Annotated in this window: 16 protein-coding genes and 1 pseudogene; 7 read left to right on the forward strand and 10 right to left on the reverse strand. The window is 59.0% G+C overall.

Annotated elements, in window-relative coordinates:
* Nucleotides 1-225: 225 nt before the first annotated feature.
* Nucleotides 226-1,548 (forward strand): UbiH/UbiF/VisC/COQ6 family ubiquinone biosynthesis hydroxylase, encoded by a 1,323-nt coding sequence (locus NW840_RS05575; RefSeq protein ID WP_414342895.1) that lies wholly within the window; start codon nucleotides 226-228, stop codon nucleotides 1,546-1,548.
* 86 nt (nucleotides 1,549-1,634) lie between these two features.
* Here NW840_RS05575 and NW840_RS05580 read toward each other — a convergent pair whose 3' ends face one another.
* Complete coding sequence (locus tag NW840_RS05580; protein ID WP_414329946.1) at nucleotides 1,635-1,985, reverse strand: hypothetical protein; 351 nt, start codon at nucleotides 1,983-1,985, stop codon at nucleotides 1,635-1,637.
* Nucleotides 1,986-2,223: 238 nt separating this feature from the next.
* Between NW840_RS05580 and NW840_RS05585 the strand changes: the two genes are divergently transcribed.
* The 3 genes from NW840_RS05585 to NW840_RS05595 all read left to right on the forward strand — a co-directional run bounded on the left by NW840_RS05585 (nucleotide 2,224) and on the right by NW840_RS05595 (nucleotide 5,422).
* Nucleotides 2,224-2,517: a TIGR02450 family Trp-rich protein gene (locus tag NW840_RS05585; RefSeq protein ID WP_414329949.1), complete on the forward strand. Its 294-nt coding sequence runs from the start codon at nucleotides 2,224-2,226 to the stop codon at nucleotides 2,515-2,517.
* A gap of 364 nt (nucleotides 2,518-2,881) precedes the next feature.
* Nucleotides 2,882-3,391, forward strand: coding sequence for a 2-C-methyl-D-erythritol 2,4-cyclodiphosphate synthase (ispF, locus tag NW840_RS05590; RefSeq protein WP_414342922.1), 510 nt, complete (start codon nucleotides 2,882-2,884; stop codon nucleotides 3,389-3,391).
* Between the two features lie 396 nt (nucleotides 3,392-3,787).
* The gene (locus NW840_RS05595; protein WP_414342897.1) at nucleotides 3,788-5,422 is read left to right on the forward strand and encodes an ABC transporter substrate-binding protein; all 1,635 of its coding nucleotides are present in this window, start codon (nucleotides 3,788-3,790) and stop codon (nucleotides 5,420-5,422) included.
* Nucleotides 5,423-5,566: 144 nt separating this feature from the next.
* On the opposite strand, the gene NW840_RS05600 is transcribed toward NW840_RS05595, so the two are convergent.
* Together NW840_RS05600 and NW840_RS05605 are read right to left on the reverse strand one after the other, a co-directional pair.
* Nucleotides 5,567-7,732 carry a glycogen debranching N-terminal domain-containing protein gene (locus NW840_RS05600; protein WP_414342900.1) on the reverse strand — a complete coding sequence of 722 codons (2,166 nt, stop codon included), beginning with the start codon at nucleotides 7,730-7,732 and terminating at the stop codon, nucleotides 5,567-5,569.
* Nucleotides 7,733-7,863: 131 nt separating this feature from the next.
* On the reverse strand, nucleotides 7,864-9,123 hold the full coding sequence (locus NW840_RS05605) for a glycosyltransferase (RefSeq protein ID WP_414342902.1): 1,260 nt from the start codon (nucleotides 9,121-9,123) through the stop codon (nucleotides 7,864-7,866).
* A gap of 67 nt (nucleotides 9,124-9,190) precedes the next feature.
* Here NW840_RS05605 and NW840_RS05610 point away from each other — a divergent pair, with 67 nt between their 5' ends.
* Nucleotides 9,191-9,886 (forward strand): hypothetical protein, encoded by a 696-nt coding sequence (locus NW840_RS05610; protein ID WP_414330153.1) that lies wholly within the window; start codon nucleotides 9,191-9,193, stop codon nucleotides 9,884-9,886.
* A 141-nt stretch (nucleotides 9,887-10,027) separates the two neighbouring features.
* Here the strand turns inward: NW840_RS05610 and NW840_RS05615 are convergent, their stop codons facing one another.
* The 7 genes from NW840_RS05615 to NW840_RS05645 form a co-directional block, all read right to left on the reverse strand.
* Nucleotides 10,028-11,329 carry a class I SAM-dependent methyltransferase gene (locus tag NW840_RS05615; protein ID WP_414342905.1) on the reverse strand — a complete coding sequence of 434 codons (1,302 nt, stop codon included), beginning with the start codon at nucleotides 11,327-11,329 and terminating at the stop codon, nucleotides 10,028-10,030.
* Nucleotides 11,330-11,359: 30 nt separating this feature from the next.
* Entirely contained in the window at nucleotides 11,360-12,472 is a 1,113-nt protein-coding gene (locus tag NW840_RS05620; RefSeq protein ID WP_414342908.1) for a glycosyl transferase, read from the reverse strand.
* Nucleotides 12,473-12,530: 58 nt separating this feature from the next.
* Nucleotides 12,531-13,430 (reverse strand): DMT family transporter, encoded by a 900-nt coding sequence (locus NW840_RS05625; protein ID WP_414342910.1) that lies wholly within the window; start codon nucleotides 13,428-13,430, stop codon nucleotides 12,531-12,533.
* The gene (locus NW840_RS05630) at nucleotides 13,430-13,795 is read right to left on the reverse strand and encodes a hypothetical protein (protein ID WP_414342912.1); all 366 of its coding nucleotides are present in this window, start codon (nucleotides 13,793-13,795) and stop codon (nucleotides 13,430-13,432) included. Before NW840_RS05630 ends, NW840_RS05625 begins: the two co-directional genes overlap by 1 nt.
* A gap of 60 nt (nucleotides 13,796-13,855) precedes the next feature.
* Nucleotides 13,856-14,134: a hypothetical protein gene (locus NW840_RS05635; protein ID WP_414342915.1), complete on the reverse strand. Its 279-nt coding sequence runs from the start codon at nucleotides 14,132-14,134 to the stop codon at nucleotides 13,856-13,858.
* Nucleotides 14,135-14,276: 142 nt separating this feature from the next.
* A complete protein-coding gene (locus NW840_RS05640; protein ID WP_414342918.1) occupies nucleotides 14,277-15,353 on the reverse strand; it encodes a leishmanolysin-related zinc metalloendopeptidase in 1,077 nt (358 codons plus the stop codon).
* A gap of 146 nt (nucleotides 15,354-15,499) precedes the next feature.
* Entirely contained in the window at nucleotides 15,500-15,970 is a 471-nt protein-coding gene (locus tag NW840_RS05645; protein WP_414331929.1) for a hypothetical protein, read from the reverse strand.
* 584 nt (nucleotides 15,971-16,554) lie between these two features.
* On the opposite strand from NW840_RS05645, the gene NW840_RS05650 reads away from it, so the two are divergent.
* Both NW840_RS05650 and NW840_RS05655 read left to right on the forward strand, forming a co-directional pair.
* Entirely contained in the window at nucleotides 16,555-17,523 is a 969-nt protein-coding gene (locus NW840_RS05650; RefSeq protein WP_414342919.1) for an isopenicillin N synthase family dioxygenase, read from the forward strand.
* Between the two features lie 18 nt (nucleotides 17,524-17,541).
* Nucleotides 17,542-17,792 (forward strand): annotated as a pseudogene (locus NW840_RS05655) (hypothetical protein); the annotation flags it as partial.

Below are 17,792 nucleotides of genomic sequence, written 5' to 3' on the forward strand. Positions count from 1 at the left end.
ACAAACAGAATGCTATCGCTGCATAGTTGAACAGTGATGTTCAGCAGTGTTCAGCGTAAATGTATCAGCTACCCACAGGGATTCCACCCTGCAGCAGCAAACAAAGGGGCTGAGATCAAAAGGGATCCCTCGTGGCGCTTTGACCCCACTTGCCGCTTGTCCTTAGCGGCCTGCCGGGTGCAGGAACCCTAGAATGGAGGTTGAGCCCACTTGCCGTGAGTGTCCATGAGCCCTTTGCCCACTTCCACTGCCCTGCTCGCCGTTGCCCCGACAACAGCCGAGGACACCGTCCCGCCGAGGCGACTGGATTTTGAAGTGGTGATTGCCGGAGCTGGGATGGTGGGATCCACCTTAGCAGCCGCTTTGGGCCAGGCCGGGATCCGCGTCGGGCTGATCGAGGGGCGGGATCTCTCGCAGGGGGTGGGGGCGGATGGCCGAGCCAGCGCTTTGGCTCTGGGGACAGCTCGTATTCTGCAGCGGATTGGGGTGTGGCCCCTTATGGAGGCCTGGGGAGTCTCTCCCATCCACCGCATTCAGGTCTCTGATGGGGAAGGCCCCTGGGTGGCTCAGCTGCGCCGTGAGATGCTCCAAGCGCCGGCCCTGGGCTACGTCGTGGAAAATCAAATTACCCAAAAAGCTCTGTTGCAGCGCATTCGCGAGTGCCCTTCGGTAACCCTTTTCAGCCCTGCTCAGGCGCAAAGTTTCTCCCCTGCAGCAGATCACATTCGGGTAGAGCTGGCCCAGGAGGGATCCCGGCAAACCCTGCGGGCTGCTCTGCTGGTGGTTGCAGATGGGGCCCGTTCGCGGCTGCGGGAACAGGCTGGGATCCCGTTATCCCGCTGGGGCTATGGACAGGTGTGCATCGTTTCCACCCTCACCCATGAGCATCCTCACCGGCAGGTGGCCTACGAGCGCTTTCAGGTCAGCGGTCCCTTCGCCATTTTGCCCACCTCCGATCCCCATCGCAGTTGCGTCGTCTGGACAGTTCGCCAAGCGGATCGAGATCGGCTGATGGGCTTATCTGAGGCTGAGTTTCTGCAGGCCATCCGGCCTTGGTTTGGATCCCAGTTGGGAGCGTTGCTGGCCGCCTCTCCCAGAGCTTGTTATCAGCCGCAGCGGGCCCATGCCCAAACCTATATCGGATCCCGGCTGGCTTTGGTGGGGGATGCTGCCCATACCACCCATCCGCTGGGGGGGCAGGGAGCGAATCTGGGCATGCGGGATGTGGCGGCCTTGGCTGCCCTGTTGATCGAAGCCAAAATGGCGGGCCGGGATCCCGGCGATCCGGCTTTGTTAAAAGCCTACGAGCGCTGTCGCCGCCCAGAAAACGCGCTGGTTCTTTTTGCAACCGATGCTGCCAATCGCCTCTTTTCCAACCGAAGCTGGCCGTTGCTGGTCTTGCGTCGCCTGGGCCTGTGGGGACTGGAGGTTTTGCCGCTGCTCAAGCCTGCCTTGATGCGCCAAGCGATGGGGATCCGCCCTCAACAACCCCAACTCCAACAGCTCCCTTTCCCTACACCCCTGGAACCCTTGCCCACACCTGTCTGAATCCGGCCAACCTGTCACAGCCGGGCTGGGATCCTCACTAAGAGAAAGTCACTATGTCCTCGGCAGGACAAGCGATCCACATGGGATCAAGGCTGCTCCAGAGGTAAGTCTGAAAACAGCAATGGGGCAATATTGGCCGCCTGGTTGATGGGGATCTCGTCGTTGACGGCATACTGATAAAACTGATCCAAGCGCCGACACAAACCTTCTGGGGTCAAAGCCTGCACATTGGAGCTGATGATATAGCTTTGGGAAGGAGAAGCGCGAAACGCTTGAAAGGCTTTGCGACAAAAGTCCTGCTTGGCCTCCGGGTCTGCTTGTCGCCACTCTGGCCCCGTAAGTTTGCCGGACAAAGTGGGGCCGGTTGCCGCTCCCAAGGGCAGGCCTGTTCCCAAGATTAGGCCAGCCAGGATCAGAAACAGAAGGCCCCCCTTCAAGACTGCCTGCCAGAAAGAGAACTGAAGCCGTTGCCGGTGCTGCTCCATGGTTGGATAGGCTGGAGTGGAAAGGGATCCCCTCGATCATACCGATCACACATACCGATCACAGGCGGATCTGAGGGAAACTCAGGATCTCGGCTGGCTTTGCCGCTCCCCTCGATCCCCGCTGCCGTCCTCAGGAATGGCCGGAAAGCTGGGTCCCTTTCATCCCTTACCCGCTCGCACCCTCCGTCCCGTGGCTCGCAACAAACCCCGTCGGAAACAGCCTTTCCCGCATCTCCTCGGCTCCAAATGGACTTCCGTTCAGCCTGTTCTGGGTTGGCGACATTTTCAGGTCACCGCTCGCCAACAAGGGGAAGGAGGGCTGGTGTTTGCCGAGCTCAGAGCCGTTTGCGATCCCCAGGTGCGCCTCTGGGTCAACGCGGCCACCCTGAAGAACCGGGATCTTTGGCAGCCGGGCTGGACGCCTCTCGAAGACGGGATCCCCTGTGGGCGGCAGGATCCCCTTCTGGACAGGGCTGGGGGATAGTTTCTCTCAAGCTGGGGCTCAGGGATCGATTAGGATCATCTCTCTAGTGTGGTGTTTTAATTCAGAAGCTTGAGGAGAAGAAAGCGGGATGGCCAGATGTGACGTTTGCGGAAAAGATCTTAGCTACAGCGATTATCAGTGGGCCAAGCGCTGCGCCAATCCCTACGGGAAGTCTCACCTCATCTGCTTCGACTGCTACAGTGGTTCGTCTTGTCCCATCTGCTATTCCCCTCTGGAGCCGGCAGAATAGAAAGAGGCGTTCTCAAAAGCTGCTTGTCGGTTACTCGACTCCCATCCCCCTAGCTCCTCGGAGGGGGCGATGGTCGACAAGGGTCTCGATGGTTTTCCCAAGGGAGCCGGAAAAGTGCGCATTGGCCAGGGCTACGACATCCACCGCCTCGTCGAGGGGCGCCCCCTGATCCTGGGCGGGATCCGGATCCCTTACGAAAAGGGGCTATTGGGCCATAGCGACGCCGATGTCCTCACCCACGCCATCATGGATGCTCTCCTGGGGGCTGCCGCTCTGCGGGATATTGGCTACTACTTCCCCCCTGAAGAAGAGCGTTGGAAAGGGGCAGATAGCATCCTTTTACTACAGCAAGTGGTGCAGCTGGTGGGCCAAGAGGGCTGGTGCGTTGCCAATGTAGACAGTGTGGTGGTGGCGGAGCAGCCCAAGCTCAAACCTCACATCCCCGCCATGCAGGCCCGCCTGGCAGAGGCGATGCAGATCTCCCCCAAGCAAGTGGGGGTCAAGGCTACTACTAACGAAAAACTGGGCCCCATAGGTCAGGGAGAGGCCATTGCTGCCTTCGCAGTAGCCCTGTTGCTGGAACAGAGAGGACAAGCTTCCTCTGACCTTCCCATCAGAATCTGAAAAGAACCTGGTCACCCCACTGCCTGAGCTGCCAAACTGGCAAGCAATCGCTCCCTCAAAAACGCAGAATCTGCCCAAGTCGCAGTCAAACCACCCATTACCTGGATCCCCAACTTTCCCCCTGGGAAAGGGGCCGGGAGGGGGGCTACTCCTCTAGGAGAAGGGCTGGGGGTGAGGGCCTCAGCAGCGCGGAGCGCTTGGGCCACAGGGCGCGGGATGCGGGCGAGCCGTCCCAAACTTGCTTGGAACAACGACTTGGCAAAAGAAATGGCGGGCCAAAACAACACCTCGGCAAACCGACTCAGGAGGAACCTTTTTGTCTCTCTACTAGGGATCCTCCTGCTCTGGCTTGGTGCCTGTGCTGCCCCTGCCCGCCCGCCCCATTTGATCGCCACAGTGACTTCAGATCCCAAAACCTTCAACACCTATTTGGCCGCCGAAAGCTCTAGCCGCGACGCTATCGCCTACCTGGAGGCGGGCTTGGTCACCTTGGATGAGGATACCCTCTTGCCCAAACCGGAGCTGGCGGAAGGCTGGGAAGTGTCTGAGGACGGCTTGCGGTATGTCTTTACCTTGCGGGAGGGGCTGCGCTGGTCGGATGGAGAGCCTCTGACAGCAGCAGATGTGGACTTTACCTTTAACCGCATCATCTTCAACGAGCGGATCCCGACTTCCTCGCGGGACGTGAAGCGAATTGGGGAAGCTGGAGCACTGCCTCAGGTGCGGGCCCTGGACGAGCGGCGGATTGAGTTTGTTTTACCGGAGCCCTTCGCTCCCTTTCTGCTGCAGGCCGGATCCCCTATTTTGCCCAAGCACATCCTCGAGCCCACTGTCGAGCAGTTGGACAGCCGGGGCAACCCCCTTTTCTTGCAAACCTGGGGTATCGACACGCCAGTGCAGCAATTGGTGGGGGCCGGCCCCTATATCTTGCAGGAATACACCCCCGGCCAGCGGCTGGTGTACCGGCCCAATCCCTACTACTGGAAAGGGGAAGGGATCCCGCGCATTGAACGGGTAATCCTGCGCATTGTGGACTCAGAGGACACCGCGCTGCTGCAGTTTCGCTCCGGCGAGACCGACGTGTTTTCGGTGCGGGGGAGAGATTTTCAGCTCTTGAAGCGGGAAGAAGAACGGGATCAGTTCACCATCTACAATCTCGGCCAGACATTGAACAACAGTTTCTTTGCCTTCAACCTCAGCCGCGCCCGTAACCCCCAGACCGGGCGGCCTTTTGTGGATCCCGTCAAAAGCCGCTGGTTTAACGATTTGAACTTCCGCCGGGCGGTGGCCCACGCCATGAACCGGCAGTTTTACGTCGATAGCGTCCTGCAAGGGTTGGGCCAGATCCAGCACTCGGTCTTCTCCCCCGCCAGCCCCTTCTACCTCAGCCCTGAAGAGGGCTTGCCCACCTACGACTACAACCCTGAAAAAGCGCGGCAACTGCTCCTCGATGCCGGATACACCTACGATGCTGAGGGCCACCTGCGGGATTCCGAGGGCAACCGTATCCGTTTCACCTTGCTCACCAACGCCGGCAACAATCAGCGGGAGGCCACTGGCGCGTTGATCAAAGCTGATCTGGAGCGGATCGGCATCACCGTTGATTTTACCCCCATCGCCTTCAACACCCTGGTGCAGCGCACCGATAGCCGCGACTGGGAAACCCTGCTGCTGGGCTTTGGTGGCGGCGGCACCGAGCCCAACAACGGCTCCAACATCTGGCGCAGCGACGGCCGTTTGCACCTCTTCAATCTGGGAGATTTGCCCGGCAACCCGGCAGAAGGGGTTGAGGTCAGCGATTGGGAACGGGAGATCGACCGCATCTTTATCGAAGGGGTGCGGGAGCTAGACTTTGAAAAGCGCAAGGCCCTCTACGACCGGTTTCAAATCATCATCCAGGAACAGCTGCCCCAAATTGGCACTTTCAACCCCCTGGTTCTCTCAGCCCTGCGCAACCGCATTCAAGGGGTGGATCCCCGACCCATTCTGGGGCCATTGTGGAATTTGGATCAGCTCTACATTCAAGAGTAGAACTTCTGATGACGTGTCTGATGATGCATCTGATGATGTGGGATAGGGAGAGGCTGTCTGAACTGTTGAGTTGTGTCCCTATCGCCACATTTGGCAGGTGAAACTTAGTTGTAGGTTGTGTTGCGGATGTCTTGAATTTTGCAACTATTTCACCGTCAATTCCACGTCCCCCACACTCCTGAGGACGGTGATCCCCACCCCTCCTGACTGCAGATAGAGACCGATGTCCAGGGATCCCTGGCCCACCTGCACATTCTCAAGGATGACGTGGGGCAGCCACAGGGGCAGAGTGGGCTTGGTCAAATGCACCCGTTGGGCCAGCCCGTCGATCTCCAGCCCCAGACAAGCCTGCAGCAGCAAAAACACACTGGCCGCCGCCCAAGACTGGGGCAGACAGGCCACCGGATAAAGGGTGGGGCCCTCCCGCTGTCGCCGCCGAAAGCCACAAAACAGCTCAGGCAGCCGCTTCAGCTCCAGAAACTGGCTGGCATCGAACAGCGCTGTCAAGACCCGCACCGCTTCGCCCTTGAAGCCATAGCGAGATAAGCCTGCGGCAATCAAGGCATTGTCGTGGGGCCAGATGGAGCCATTGTGGTAGGACATGGGGTTGTAGCGCCCCTCTCCCTCCGGCACCGTGCGGATCCCCCAGCCGCTGAAGAAAGCTGGCTCCAGCAGTTGCCGGGCAATGCAGGCAGCATGCTCGGGATGGGCAATCCCCGAAAACAGACAGTGGCCCATGTTGGAGCTGCGCACCCGGCAGGGTTGCTTCTGGCCATCCAAAGCCAGGGCATAGCCCCCCAACTCTTCGCACCAGAAGTGATCCCAAAACTGCTGCTGCAGCTTTTCCGCTTGTTGTCGCAACTGGGCTGCTTGCTCTTGCCGCCCCAGCAGCTCGGCCATCTCTGCTGCCAACTGCTTAGCTTCGTAGGCATAGCCCTGCACCTCGCACAGGGCCAAGGGGGGTTCTGCCAGGGATCCGTCCGGGTAGAAGATGGCATCTTCAGAATCTTTCCAGCCCTGGTTGCGCAGGCCCCGCCGCGCCTTGCCGGCATACTCCAAAAAGCCGTCCCCATCGGGATCCCCGTAGGTGTCCATCCATCTCAGGGCTGCCTCGATATGGGGCCACAACTGCCGCAACAGCTCTAGATCGCCGCTGCGGCGCACGTAGCGCCCTGCTAGCACCACAAACAAAGGGGTGGAGTCAATGCTGCCGAAATAATTGCCAAAGGGGATCTCGCGCGTCTTGGCCATCTCGCTGGAGCGCTGCTCATGCAGGATCTTGCCAGGCTCGGCATCGCGGCTGGGATCCACCTCCTGGGCCTGGTGGGCCGCCAGATACAGCAGCACCCCCCGCGCCAAGTCTGGAAACCACCAGAGAGTGGCCAGGGCGGTGATCAGGGCGTCGCGCCCGAAGACCGTGGTAAACCAAGGCACCCCCGCATAGGGATAAAGCCCGTAGGGAGTGCGGGTGAGCATCATCAGCAGATCATCCCGTGAGGCGTTGAGCCAATCGTTAAACTGAGCATTGCCGGTGTCGATCCGGTGGGCTTGCGCCCGCAAGGAAGCCCTTTGCTCCCGCTCCGCCTGCAGAGCCTCCTGGTAGGTCAAAGGGGCAATCTCCTCCCCGCCGTAGCTGCAGATCACCCTCAGCTCCAAATCCCGTTCCTCCTGCGGGGCCAAAGGCACCCACCACTGCGCCAGCTTCTCCGACACTAGCTCCGGCGCCGGCAAAAATTGCAACTGGGTTTGCCGCTCCACTCCATCTAAGCCGCGGTAGCGAAGAACCACCCTCTCGGGGGTCACCTGGGCCGGCAGCACTTGACCCCGCTGGGCCCGTCGGATGCCCCGGATCTCAAAAATATCGGCAAAGTCTGCCTCAAAGCGCAGGGTAATCGGCACGCGAAACGAGGCCGAGCCGTAGTTGTGAATGCGAATGCGCTCGTAGGCAACGTTGTTCCACAAAAAAGTAGTCCGTAAAACATGCAGAGTATCTTGACCGATAAACTGCCCCTCTGAGGTGGTGAACTCCGGGTTGGTCAGATCCACCGCCAAAATATCTTTGTCTTCCCGCACCTCTGAGCTGAGCAGCAGGAACTGCTTTCCCTGCAAGTCCAACACCCAGCGGGACAAAAAGCGGGTGTCGTCCCGGAAGAGGCCATGATCCCGGATGCCGAGGGGGCGCATGTTCCCTCGCCGGTCAAAGATGGCAAAGCAGTTGTCATGCTTGAGAACATGAGAGCGTGCCTCCACCCAAGAGGCGCTGGCCCGGATGTAGTACTGATCTTGAATTTGGATGATGTCTTCTGCCATCTCGGTCTTCTCGATCCCTATCCAGCCGGTCTCCTACGCGAACAGCTTACTGCTATCGGTCCACTCAAAGGAGGCGAAGAAGCAGGGGCCCCCCGATGCAGCCCAGCAGCCCTAGCTGCTACTTGGCCCATCTAAGCCTTATTAAGCTGCCTTCTTCGCGACATCTCCTGCCGCTCGTTCACCAGTTGGCGGTAGAGAGCCTCGTAGTCCGACACCATTCTTTCCACGCTGAACCGCTCCTCAAACACCTGCCGCACCCCGGCTCGGCTCAGGGATCCCACCTTCTCCACAGCCTCCACTGCTTCCTCCACCGAGTCGACAATAAAGCCGGAGCGCCTGTCGGCCATTACCTCGGGTACTGAGCCAAAACGGGTGGCAATTACCGGCGTGCCACAGGCCATCGCTTCAATCATCACCAGCCCAAAGGGCTCCGGCCAGCGGATGGGAAACAGCACCGCATAGGCCTTGCCCAAAAACTCGCTTTTCTCTTGGTCGGTGATTTCCCCTATGATCTCCACATTGGGGTGGCGACTGGCCAAAGGCTTAATTTCTAACTCGTAGTACTGGCGATCCACCGCATCGATCTTGATAGCAGCCTTCAGCGGCATCCCTGCCCGCGCCGCAATTTCAATAGCCGTGTCCAGCCCTTTTTCCGGGGAGACCCGGCCCAAAAAGGCCAGGTAGTCCCCCTTTTCTGGATAGAAACGGTGGAGATCCAGGGGCAAGCCGTGGTAGACCGTCCCCACCCAGCGGGCCTGGGGCAGCGGCAGCCGCTGGGCGTTGGAGATGGAGACCACCGGAATATCCTGAAACTCGGTGTAGAGGGGCTGCAGCTCCGGAATATCCAGCCGCCCATGCAGGGTGGCCAGAAAAGAAACCTGGGGGTGGCGACGGGCCAGGGCATAGGGATAGTAGTCGATGTGGCCGTGGATGATGTCAAACTCGTCGGCCATCTGAAAGGCTTTCTCGACCATCAAAACATGAGGAGCCACTGTGTCGATGGCCGTGGGATCCAAACGCAAAGCCCGCTCCCGAAAGGGGATGAGGCGAGCCTGGGTTTGGGAGTCGCCGCTGGCAAACAACGTCACCTCATGCCCCCGCCGCACCAGCTCTTCGGTGAGCCAAGACACAACTCGCTCGGTGCCGCCGTAGAGCTTGGGGGGCACACTCTCATGCAAAGGGGCAATCTGAGCAATGCGCATAGCCATCCTCCACACCGAATCATCACTGCTTAACGAAAACTTCTGCTGGCGCTCCGCCGCCGACCCTTGGGATCCCCTGTTGAGGGCACGCCATTCCTGGCTAGACTGTTCCGGAGTGAGCAGGAAAGGAGTTCGGGCTGCCGCCACCTGCCGGAGAGTTGAAGAGGCTTGAATGAGAACCCCAGCCATCACTTGCTCTTGCCCGCCGCAGCTTAATTTTCCTCCTCAGCGCTGGCTGTGGAGTTGCTTGGGAGCCATGGCCATAACGGCTCTCACGGCTGTTGCCGCTTGGGCGCGGCCAGTGCTGGAAGTACGCATGACCCTGGGCTTGCCCATCAGCCCCAACTACTGGTACATGGTAGCTCTCAGCCGGGCCGGCAGCCCTGGCCCTACCGCCAACTTGGTGGATCCCAACGTCCGTGTGGGGCCCAACGAGTACACCTTTGTGCGGGACTGGGATTACCTCATTCGGGTTACCCCCCTCAACGAAGAGTCGGTCTTGCAAGCCACCATCCAGCGGTTTGGAGAGCCGGAACGGGAGTTTGCCGTCGGCTTTAACCAGGTACGGGTCAATCGCCTCACCCGCGACCGCGATACCCTCAACTTCCAGATCGATATATCCGAGCTGCAGGGCCTTGATGGGCGAGACCAAGATATCCAGGTGGCTCTGCTCACCGCCCGTGCCCCCTTCCGCGTAGCCCCTGAAGAGACCAATCTGGCCATTGATGCCACCCGGGGGGATCTGCCCAATTTCTATCGCCTCAGCCTGTCCAATCAGCGGCAGGTGGTTGTGGACGACCCCCAGCGACAGGAGACGGTGCGCCGCAGCCGCGAATTGATCCAACAAAGTGGCTCCGGGGCTGCCCTCACTCGCGACCTCATTGAGGGCGGGGCTTTGGAGATTTTGGCTGCCAACATCCTCACCTTCGAGCTGCGCCTGGTGGATCGCTAGAGAGGGATCTCTTCCCATCTGACATCTGCCCAAGACCGTTCTTGCAGCCCGGCAGAGCCTCAATCCCTCAATAGTCGTTCCAAGTTGCCGTGAACCGGCCCATTGGCTTCCCTCTACCCTTGGGAGAAAGGCTCGGGGATCTCAAGCGATTGGAAAAACTCCTTCTCCTGGAACGGGTGCAGGATCCAACATCACAAACAAAAACGACTCCAGCCCCGCCAGGTAGGTGAGCACTTCCTCCCGGGCCGCTTCCAGCTCTAACTTGTTGACCTGGGCCGCTTGCTCAATCAAGGCTTTCACTGCCGTTGGCCCCTGCAACAGGGATCCCAGCCAGGCCATCTGAGGAGCTGGAATGGTTAGGCGCCCATAGCTAGCCCCCGGCCAATTCATGGCAAACTCCAGCTTCTTCTCGTAGGCTTTGGCGAAGTTTTGGCGAAATTCGACGTTGTCGGTCAGGATGGGGTTAAGCTGCACCCTGCCCCCCAGCCAATCGGCGTCGCTCCAGGGCAAGACCAAGGAAGAGCCGGGGTGTTCCGCCCAAAAGTCAATGAGGCGATGGTTGGGGTAGATCAGCTCATAAAAGTGATTTTGATCCGCAGGCGAGAGCTTGTCCAACTCGGCTTGCAGCCAGGGGGGCATGGCCCTCTCCTTGAACAAAAGCGCCGGATCCCAGTCGGCATAGTCCACCAAGCAGACAAGGCCCAGATCGGCGTCTGCGAGCATGCGCATCAAGTCGGGAACCAAGAAGCCTTTGTCCCCCGGCAAGAGGTAGTTGGCCCGGATGTTGGTGTTGTCTTTGTAGATCTCAGGGTTCCAGCGCAAGGCAGCTCGCAGTTCGTCTGAGGCCAAACTGGCCATGAATTCCCGCACCCGCTGACAGGCTTCGGGGTTGGGCAGATCAAATAGCCCCAGCAGCCGAAACGCCTCTTGCATGCGGAAGATGACCTCCCGCTGGTAGGCGTGATGTAGGTTGGCCCGCAGGATCCCGTCAGGTTTTAGAACCCGCTTAAGCGCCTTTAGCCCCGCTACCGGATCGTCCAGCAGATAGAGCACATCGTTAAGGCTGATGAAGTCAAATTCCAACCCCAACTGTTCGATATCCAACAGGTCGAGAACATACAACTCCACCTCTCCGAAACCGTGGTAGCGCAAGCGTCGCTCCGTCACCCGTACCGATTCTGCTGACAGGTCGCACACCACCAGCCGCGCCCCTGGATTGGCCTCCGCCAGGATCAACGTTTCCCAGCCCGAGCCGCAGCCAGCATTCAAAATGAGAGCGCCTTCGCTGGGCACAATGGCGCGGGTGCGGGCGTATTGGGCGGTGGTCAAACTTAGGCGGTACAACCCGTCAATGGCGTTGCGGCCCGAGGCCTCAATCGCCACATTGGGGTAGGGCAATTCTTCGTACAGTTGCCGCAGAGATTCTGTCGAGCTGCTGGCCATGGGATCCGCTGCAGGAAGCTGCCCTTTATGCTACCCGGCATCCCTTCCCCGCAGGAATGCCTCTAAGGCAGCAGCCAGGGTTTCATTCCCCTGCAGATCCAATCCATCCGGCCTCTGGGGTGGGTGGGCGGGATCCCGCAAAAAGTCCCAGGATCCTTGAAAAAACTCCTCTGGCGAGAGAATGCGATGCCAGCCATAGCGCCGCAAACCCTCAACCAGCAACGGTGACTCAGCAAACCCAGAGCGGACGACACAGGCCATAGGTGTGCGGCTGCGCAGGGCCTCCGCCAAAGTGCCATAGCCCGGCTTGGACACCACCCAGCGGCAGAGGGGCATCACATCCACCGGTCGCCACACCTGCCCATCCAAAACCCGCAAGTTGGGCAAGGGAGGAGCCTCCCGATCAAACGTGAGAAACTGCCAGTCGGGAAAATCTTGGAGCCGCTCGTAAGGAAACCCCTGCACCCCCAGCCCGCCAAAGGTAAACAAAGCCCTGGGTTGCTCCGGGTGTAACCCCAACTGGGCGGCAACCTCCTCCGGCCCGTAGCGGGGATCCGATCCCGTCAGCCCCACCTCCTGCTGACGCGGAAAAGCGCTAGTGCTCCGCACCGCTGACGCGACCATGCTCTCGCTAAAAGGCAGGCGAAATAGAAGGTCGCACTGCCCGTAGAGCTCCTGGATCCAGGCCACAAACGGTTGAAACTCCGGGCCGTATTCTTGGTAGATGAAATCCCAGCCAAAATTACTGGCCATCCAGCAAGGGATCCCGGCAGCCTGGGCAATCGCCGCAGCAATGGGCGGCACATCCGCCAACACCAAAGGCACCCCCTGGGCTCGAATGAAATCCGCTTCTTCTCGAACAAGCTCCGCAGCGCTGGCTTTAAACGCCTTGAGGGCAGCCAACGTAGCCGGCAGATCCGCTTGCAGCCCATCCGGCTGCACCACCCCCACATCCAACGCCCGCGGCCGATGGAGAAACTTCCCCTCCACGTAACGCTCCAGGAGCCAGCGGGGAGCCGGCGTAACAAAGATGGGCAGAACATGGGGATCCCGCCGCAGCAAAGCATTCACGACCGCCGCCAGACGGGTAACGTGCCCAAACCCGTGAGCTGTTGCCGCCACATACAGACGAACGGGATTCATTGTGCTCTGCACCGCTAACGCGATAGGACTCCGTCCCGCTGGCGCGAACGCAACCGCCTCAGGACAGAACAGGATCCGCGGGGGGCTTTTCCCTATGGGATCCCCACAGATTGCTGGCCAAAATCAGACCCAGGCCCAGCACGGATCCCAGCGCAATCGTCTCGCCCAACAGCACCGCAATCAACCCCAACGACAAAAAAGGCGTCACATACACCCAGTTGGCCAGGGATCCCCGGTGGCCCGCCAACTCCAAAGCCCGCAGCCAAAACACAAAAGTTAAGCCCATCTCCGCCAGACCAATGTAAGCTGCCCAACCCAGCCCGGCAAGGCTCCAAGAGACCTCCTGCAACGGCAGCAGCAGCAGACCGTAGAGGCTGCCAAAGAGAAACCCCATGAATAGTTTCAGCACCGCATCTCGCCCATCCCGCACATTGAGTAGCCAATAGAGCGCCCAGATTCCAGAGCTGCCCACCGCTAGCAGCACCCCCCAGGGATCCTCCACCTGCAAGGTGCCCCAGGATCCCCCCGTAGCCACCAGCACCACTCCCAGCAGGCTCACCCCCAAGGCCAACACCAGCCGCCAGCGAAAGCGCTCTCCCAACAGCGGCACCGCCAGAAGAGCCAGCACCAGCGGCCAGGTGTAGTTCAAAGCCATCGCCGCCTGAGCCGACAGGCGGTCATAAGCCTGGAACAACACCCCATAGTAGCCAAGGGGGTTGAGCAGCCCCTGAAGAGCCGATAGGCGGACTTGGGATCCCTTCTGCCTGCCGATCAACCTCGCCCGCCCTGTAACCACCAAAACGATCCCCAGGATCAGGCAAGAGCTAAAGGCCGAAAAAATCAGCAGAACCGTCGGCGACAGGTACCGCAACCCAAACTTAAAAGCGCTGGCAGCCGTGGCCCAGCCCAAGATGGCCGCCGCCAAGTAAACATAGGCTCGCCAGGGATCCCTGCCCATCAAAAGCTGTCGAGATGGTGCTCCGCACCGCTACCGCCGTCCTCTGGCTTCGACTTAGCTCCGGTGGGAAGGCCCAGCCGCGGTGCCACCACCCAGGCGTAGAGCAGGTAGCCCAACCCCGCCACCACCGCCCACCTGAGAACAGTGCCGAAAACCCGGAAGAACAGCCCGACCAGAAGAATACAGCCCAGAATGGCGAAGACCGTCACCAGTGGACGCCCCCAAGTCTCAATCCAAGCTCGAACGGCACTTTTCCCCTGAGACGCAACGGATGTTCCTGGATCCCCAGAGGCCGCCGCCGCTTGCTCCAGTTCACGCTCAAGCTGTTTCAGCCGTTCTTGTTCTGAGAAAGAGAGATCGGACATAGAGAGCAGTCTCCAGCGGTGTCACCTCCATCTTACGAGCTGCTCCCGAAGATGGGCAGACTAAGCCCGCGCCGAAGGGATCTCCTGAACCATAGCCCGGAACACATCCAAAGCCGGGCCAGGGCGACGGTTAGGACGCGGAGCCGAGATCTCATTGGGCACAAAAGGCTTCTCCACCACCACCTTGGGCTTGTTGGCAGGAACAGCTGTAGCCACCGGAGCAGAGCTAGGGGAAGCCGGTGCAGGACGAAAAGGCCCGGTAACAAAATCCACCAAGCCGCCGAAGAGAATGCCGAAGAAGGAGAACAGGCCGCCGAAAAGCTTTTTGAGGATACCCATAGCTAATTGCAAAGAGATGAGGTGAGAACTTGTCGATGTTGAGAACTTGTCGATGTTATGTCGATGTTGTGAAGTTATACAACTCGACCTTCATTATTGTTAAAAGGTAGCCTCTTGGCCATGAGTAGATATACTCCTTTTCTTAGGCCTGGGGATCCCCCACCCGCCTGCCCTCGGCGTCAAATCGCTGTAGGGGTAGGGTCAACTCCAGCTCTTGCAGCTCCAAAGGTTGAGAGACCCCCCTGCCGCGCCCCAAAGCAAAGCCATCCGCCGCTGCCGGGTTCACGTCATAGCCGATATCTGCCATTGCTTCGACGGTGAGAATGCTTAAGGGGTTGGCTACCCCCCGGTCGATGCGGCTGGTCATCAGCTCGCGGCCCAAGACATTCTCCCGCCAATGGGAATCTCGGGATCCCTCCCCAAACTGGTTCTCCAAGGGCACAGAGGGCGCGTTTCCTCCCAGCCTAGTGAAGGCGCTGACTGCCCTGGGGCCGATGAAGCGGGGATCGTAGCCAGGGGGCGTAGGCTGATCCCGTCCCACCAAGCCCACCGTTAGCCCCTTGGGATCCCAGACGATGGGCAAGAAGCCCAAGGCATGGCCCAACTCGTGCAGGGCGGTAATGGGCAGATCCCCTCGTTCTTCCAGGGCAGATAGATTTTGACTGTTGAACAAAATGACGGAGTAGAAAGGCAGACCGTTAGAGGCCCGCACAAAACAGGGAGCAGCTCCCCCCAAAATTCGCTCGTTGCCGAGGTTTCTGGCCCGCACCTCCACCAACAGATCGTCGATGGGGAAATTGAGTGGCGTGCTGGGAAACCCTCGATCGCATTCGTCGGCCCGAATGGTGGTGGGGGGCAGATCCGGCTGGTCACCAACGATGATCTGTTGCCAGCGCAGAGCGGCATTGCGGACGATCGACTGCTGGGTGGGGGTGAGACTGTTGTCGGGAAAGCGAACGTCAATGGTGAACTGGGAAGCAGGCGCAGTCGTTGGCGAGGGCAAAGGGGCAGGAATGACAGTCGGAGTAGGGGTGAGAACGACAGTTGGAGTAGAAGTGGGAATGACGGTTGGAATGGGAGTGGGAATGACACTCACAGAAGAGGAGCCACCACTTCCCCCGCAGGCCTTGAGCGCCAGTACCAGAAGCACAGCCACCAGGGATCCAAGCAGGCGCAGGCCCCACACTCTGCCCAAAAGCAGTCGCTGCCTTGAATTCACACCACCTCCCAAAAAGCCCCATGACCCAAGTGGATCATACCGGCTGCAACCATCCTCCCGAGCATGATTTGCGTCACACCGCACCGGTCAACTTCAAGGCCGGGAAGAGATGGGTTTGGAGGTCTATATTTTCAGGTCAGGATCTCTCAATCTGAGGAGTCGGAAGAGTTTTCCTCTTCTATGCCCCAGCCCGCAGCCAAAACATCCACCGCTGCCCGCAGCGCCTGGTTATCCCCCAAGAGCTCCTCGGGATCCGAACGCGGCTCCACCAGGGGAACCAAGCGCAGAATACGTCCGTCCTGAACCAAGTCGATAACCACGCCCGGCTGCTCCTTGCCCAGGTTGGCAATCTCTTCTTCGGAAGCGGGATCCCGCAGACAGGCATAATCAAAGCTGTTCACATTTAAGTAGAGGCTACGGTTTACCACCAGTGTGGCAGCAGTGGGATCCTGAAAAACATCCACCACGCAGCCTTCCCCTTGCTTCCGCACTGAGCCATCGACGATATCGAAGTAGCGAACACGGGCCAAATCGGATAGGAGTCGGTAAATATCCCGCTTGTTCACCAAAGTTCCCGTATTCACAATACAGGGGGCACAGGGATGAGTGTCTGTCATAGAGCAGTCGGTCTCGAAAGGTCAACAGATTGAGAGTAGGCAAAAGGAAAGCAACATCAACAGTGTCTGCAAACTATCTCCGAAAACATCAGTCCTCGGCAATTCTAGGCGCGGTTATGGTTGACAAGCAACAGGTATCCGTAACTTTACAAAAACTTTAATCAGCTAAAAAAGAGAGAAGTAGCCTGCCCTGCTTTATCCAGTTAACCCAGTGCAACAACAGAACAACTCGCTCCATTCCGCCTACCCAGGGCTCAGACTGCTCTCAAGGCAAAATCAATCCATAGCTTTGCTTCTATCGACTTTATCACAGCCTTCCAAAAAGGGCACAGGCCACTACAAGGTGCAATCTCCAGACAAAAGGGACAGAGGCTGTCCGGCAGGATTCTACCTGCATCTTGTGGGAAGGCAAGTAGCTGAGCAGCTTTAGACTCTAGATATTGTAGATAGATATTGTAGATGAACCCCGAACAGACCGTCTTCGATTCAGAACTCTCCCCTTGGCTTCTTAGGAAGGATAGCATAGGACACCAAGCCCGCTGCCTAGAAATAGCGTTGACTCTTCGCCGGAGACGACTTTTGCCGTGGTAACCACTCCCCAACGCCAGACTCTGCCGGTTGTCGATTTTGCCGCCTTTCAAAACGGAACGTCAGGTGAGCGGGAGCAGTTTGTCCGCCAGGTGGGGGAAGCGCTGCAACAGATTGGCTTTTTTGCCTTGGTTAACCATGGCCTATCGCCGGAATTGATCCGGGAAGCCTATGAAGCCGCAGAAGCCGTTTTTCTTTTGCCAGAGCCAACCAAGAGAGCCTATGAGGATCCGGCGCTGCTGGGGCAACGAGGGTACACCCCCTTTGGCAAAGAACACGCTAAAGATCATCCCTATCCTGACATGAAAGAGTTTTGGCACATCGGGCGCGAAGGGGATCCCCACCTTCCTGCCAACATCTGGCCTCGGGAGGTGCCCCAATTTCGCAGGGTGATGGTAGAGCTGTTCGCCCAACTGGAAACCTGTGCCCAGGGCCTGTTGCAGGCGGTCTCTCTGTATCTGGGGGAGCCTGCCGAATACTTGCCCAAAGCGGTGGAAGGAGGAGCCAATCTCTTGCGGGTGATTCACTATCCGCCCCTTCCCGCTGAAGCCCCTTCCCAGAGTTTACGAGCTGCAGCCCATGAAGACATCAACTTGATCACGCTCTTGTGTGAAGCCACCGCGCCAGGGCTAGAACTTCTGCAACGAGATGGATCTTGGCTGCCCATTTCGGCTCTGCCCGGTCAGATCATTGTCGATGCCGGGGATATGCTGCAAAACCTCACCAATGGCCTGCTGCGCAGCACCACCCATCGGGTGACCAACCCCGACAACCCCCAAGAGCGCCGCTTTTCCATTCCCTTCTTTGTGCATCCGCGTGCAGAAGTGGATCTCACACCCTTGCCGACTTGTGTGGCCCGCACCGGCGGGATCCCTCGGTTTCCTTCCCTGACTGCCGGAGAATACTTGGCCCAGCGGTTGAGGGAAATCGGCCTGGCCGAGGCAGGATCCCCGCCCCAGCATTGATCCCAACTGTGGGTCTCTATGGTTCGGATCCCGGCCTTGCCCTACGAGTATGAAGTTCCCGGCCTGTCTCAGTTGGCCCTGGTGATCATCGATATGCAGCGAGATTTCCTGGAACCAGGCGGCTTTGGGGAAATGTTGGGCAATGATGTCACCCAACTGGGATCCATTGTGCCCACCCTGGAGGAACTGCTGGACTTCTGTCGTCAGCTAGAAATCGCAGGAGCCCCGCACTGTACCCGTAGGGTCAGTGTCGGGAGGAATGCGGAAGT

The sequence above is a fragment of the Synechococcus sp. R5-13 genome, assembly GCF_047462015.1.
Classification (GTDB): domain Bacteria; phylum Cyanobacteriota; class Cyanobacteriia; order Thermostichales; family Thermostichaceae; genus Thermostichus.

What these genes read in the sequence shown, in the direction of transcription:
- NW840_RS05575 (WP_414342895.1), top strand. Translation starts at nt 226, where the DNA reads ATGAGCCCTTTGCCCACTTCCACTGCCCTGCTCGCCGTTGCCCCGACA.
- NW840_RS05600 (WP_414342900.1), bottom strand. Translation starts at nt 7,732, where the DNA reads ATGGCAGAAGACATCATCCAAATTCAAGATCAGTACTACATCCGGGCC.
- NW840_RS05605 (WP_414342902.1), bottom strand. Translation starts at nt 9,123, where the DNA reads ATGGCTGGGGTTCTCATTCAAGCCTCTTCAACTCTCCGGCAGGTGGCG.
- NW840_RS05610 (WP_414330153.1), top strand. Translation starts at nt 9,191, where the DNA reads ATGGCCATAACGGCTCTCACGGCTGTTGCCGCTTGGGCGCGGCCAGTG.
- NW840_RS05615 (WP_414342905.1), bottom strand. Translation starts at nt 11,329, where the DNA reads ATGGCCAGCAGCTCGACAGAATCTCTGCGGCAACTGTACGAAGAATTG.
- NW840_RS05620 (WP_414342908.1), bottom strand. Translation starts at nt 12,472, where the DNA reads ATGAATCCCGTTCGTCTGTATGTGGCGGCAACAGCTCACGGGTTTGGG.
- NW840_RS05625 (WP_414342910.1), bottom strand. Translation starts at nt 13,430, where the DNA reads ATGGGCAGGGATCCCTGGCGAGCCTATGTTTACTTGGCGGCGGCCATC.
- NW840_RS05630 (WP_414342912.1), bottom strand. Translation starts at nt 13,795, where the DNA reads ATGTCCGATCTCTCTTTCTCAGAACAAGAACGGCTGAAACAGCTTGAG.
- NW840_RS05635 (WP_414342915.1), bottom strand. Translation starts at nt 14,134, where the DNA reads ATGGGTATCCTCAAAAAGCTTTTCGGCGGCCTGTTCTCCTTCTTCGGC.
- NW840_RS05645 (WP_414331929.1), bottom strand. Translation starts at nt 15,970, where the DNA reads ATGACAGACACTCATCCCTGTGCCCCCTGTATTGTGAATACGGGAACT.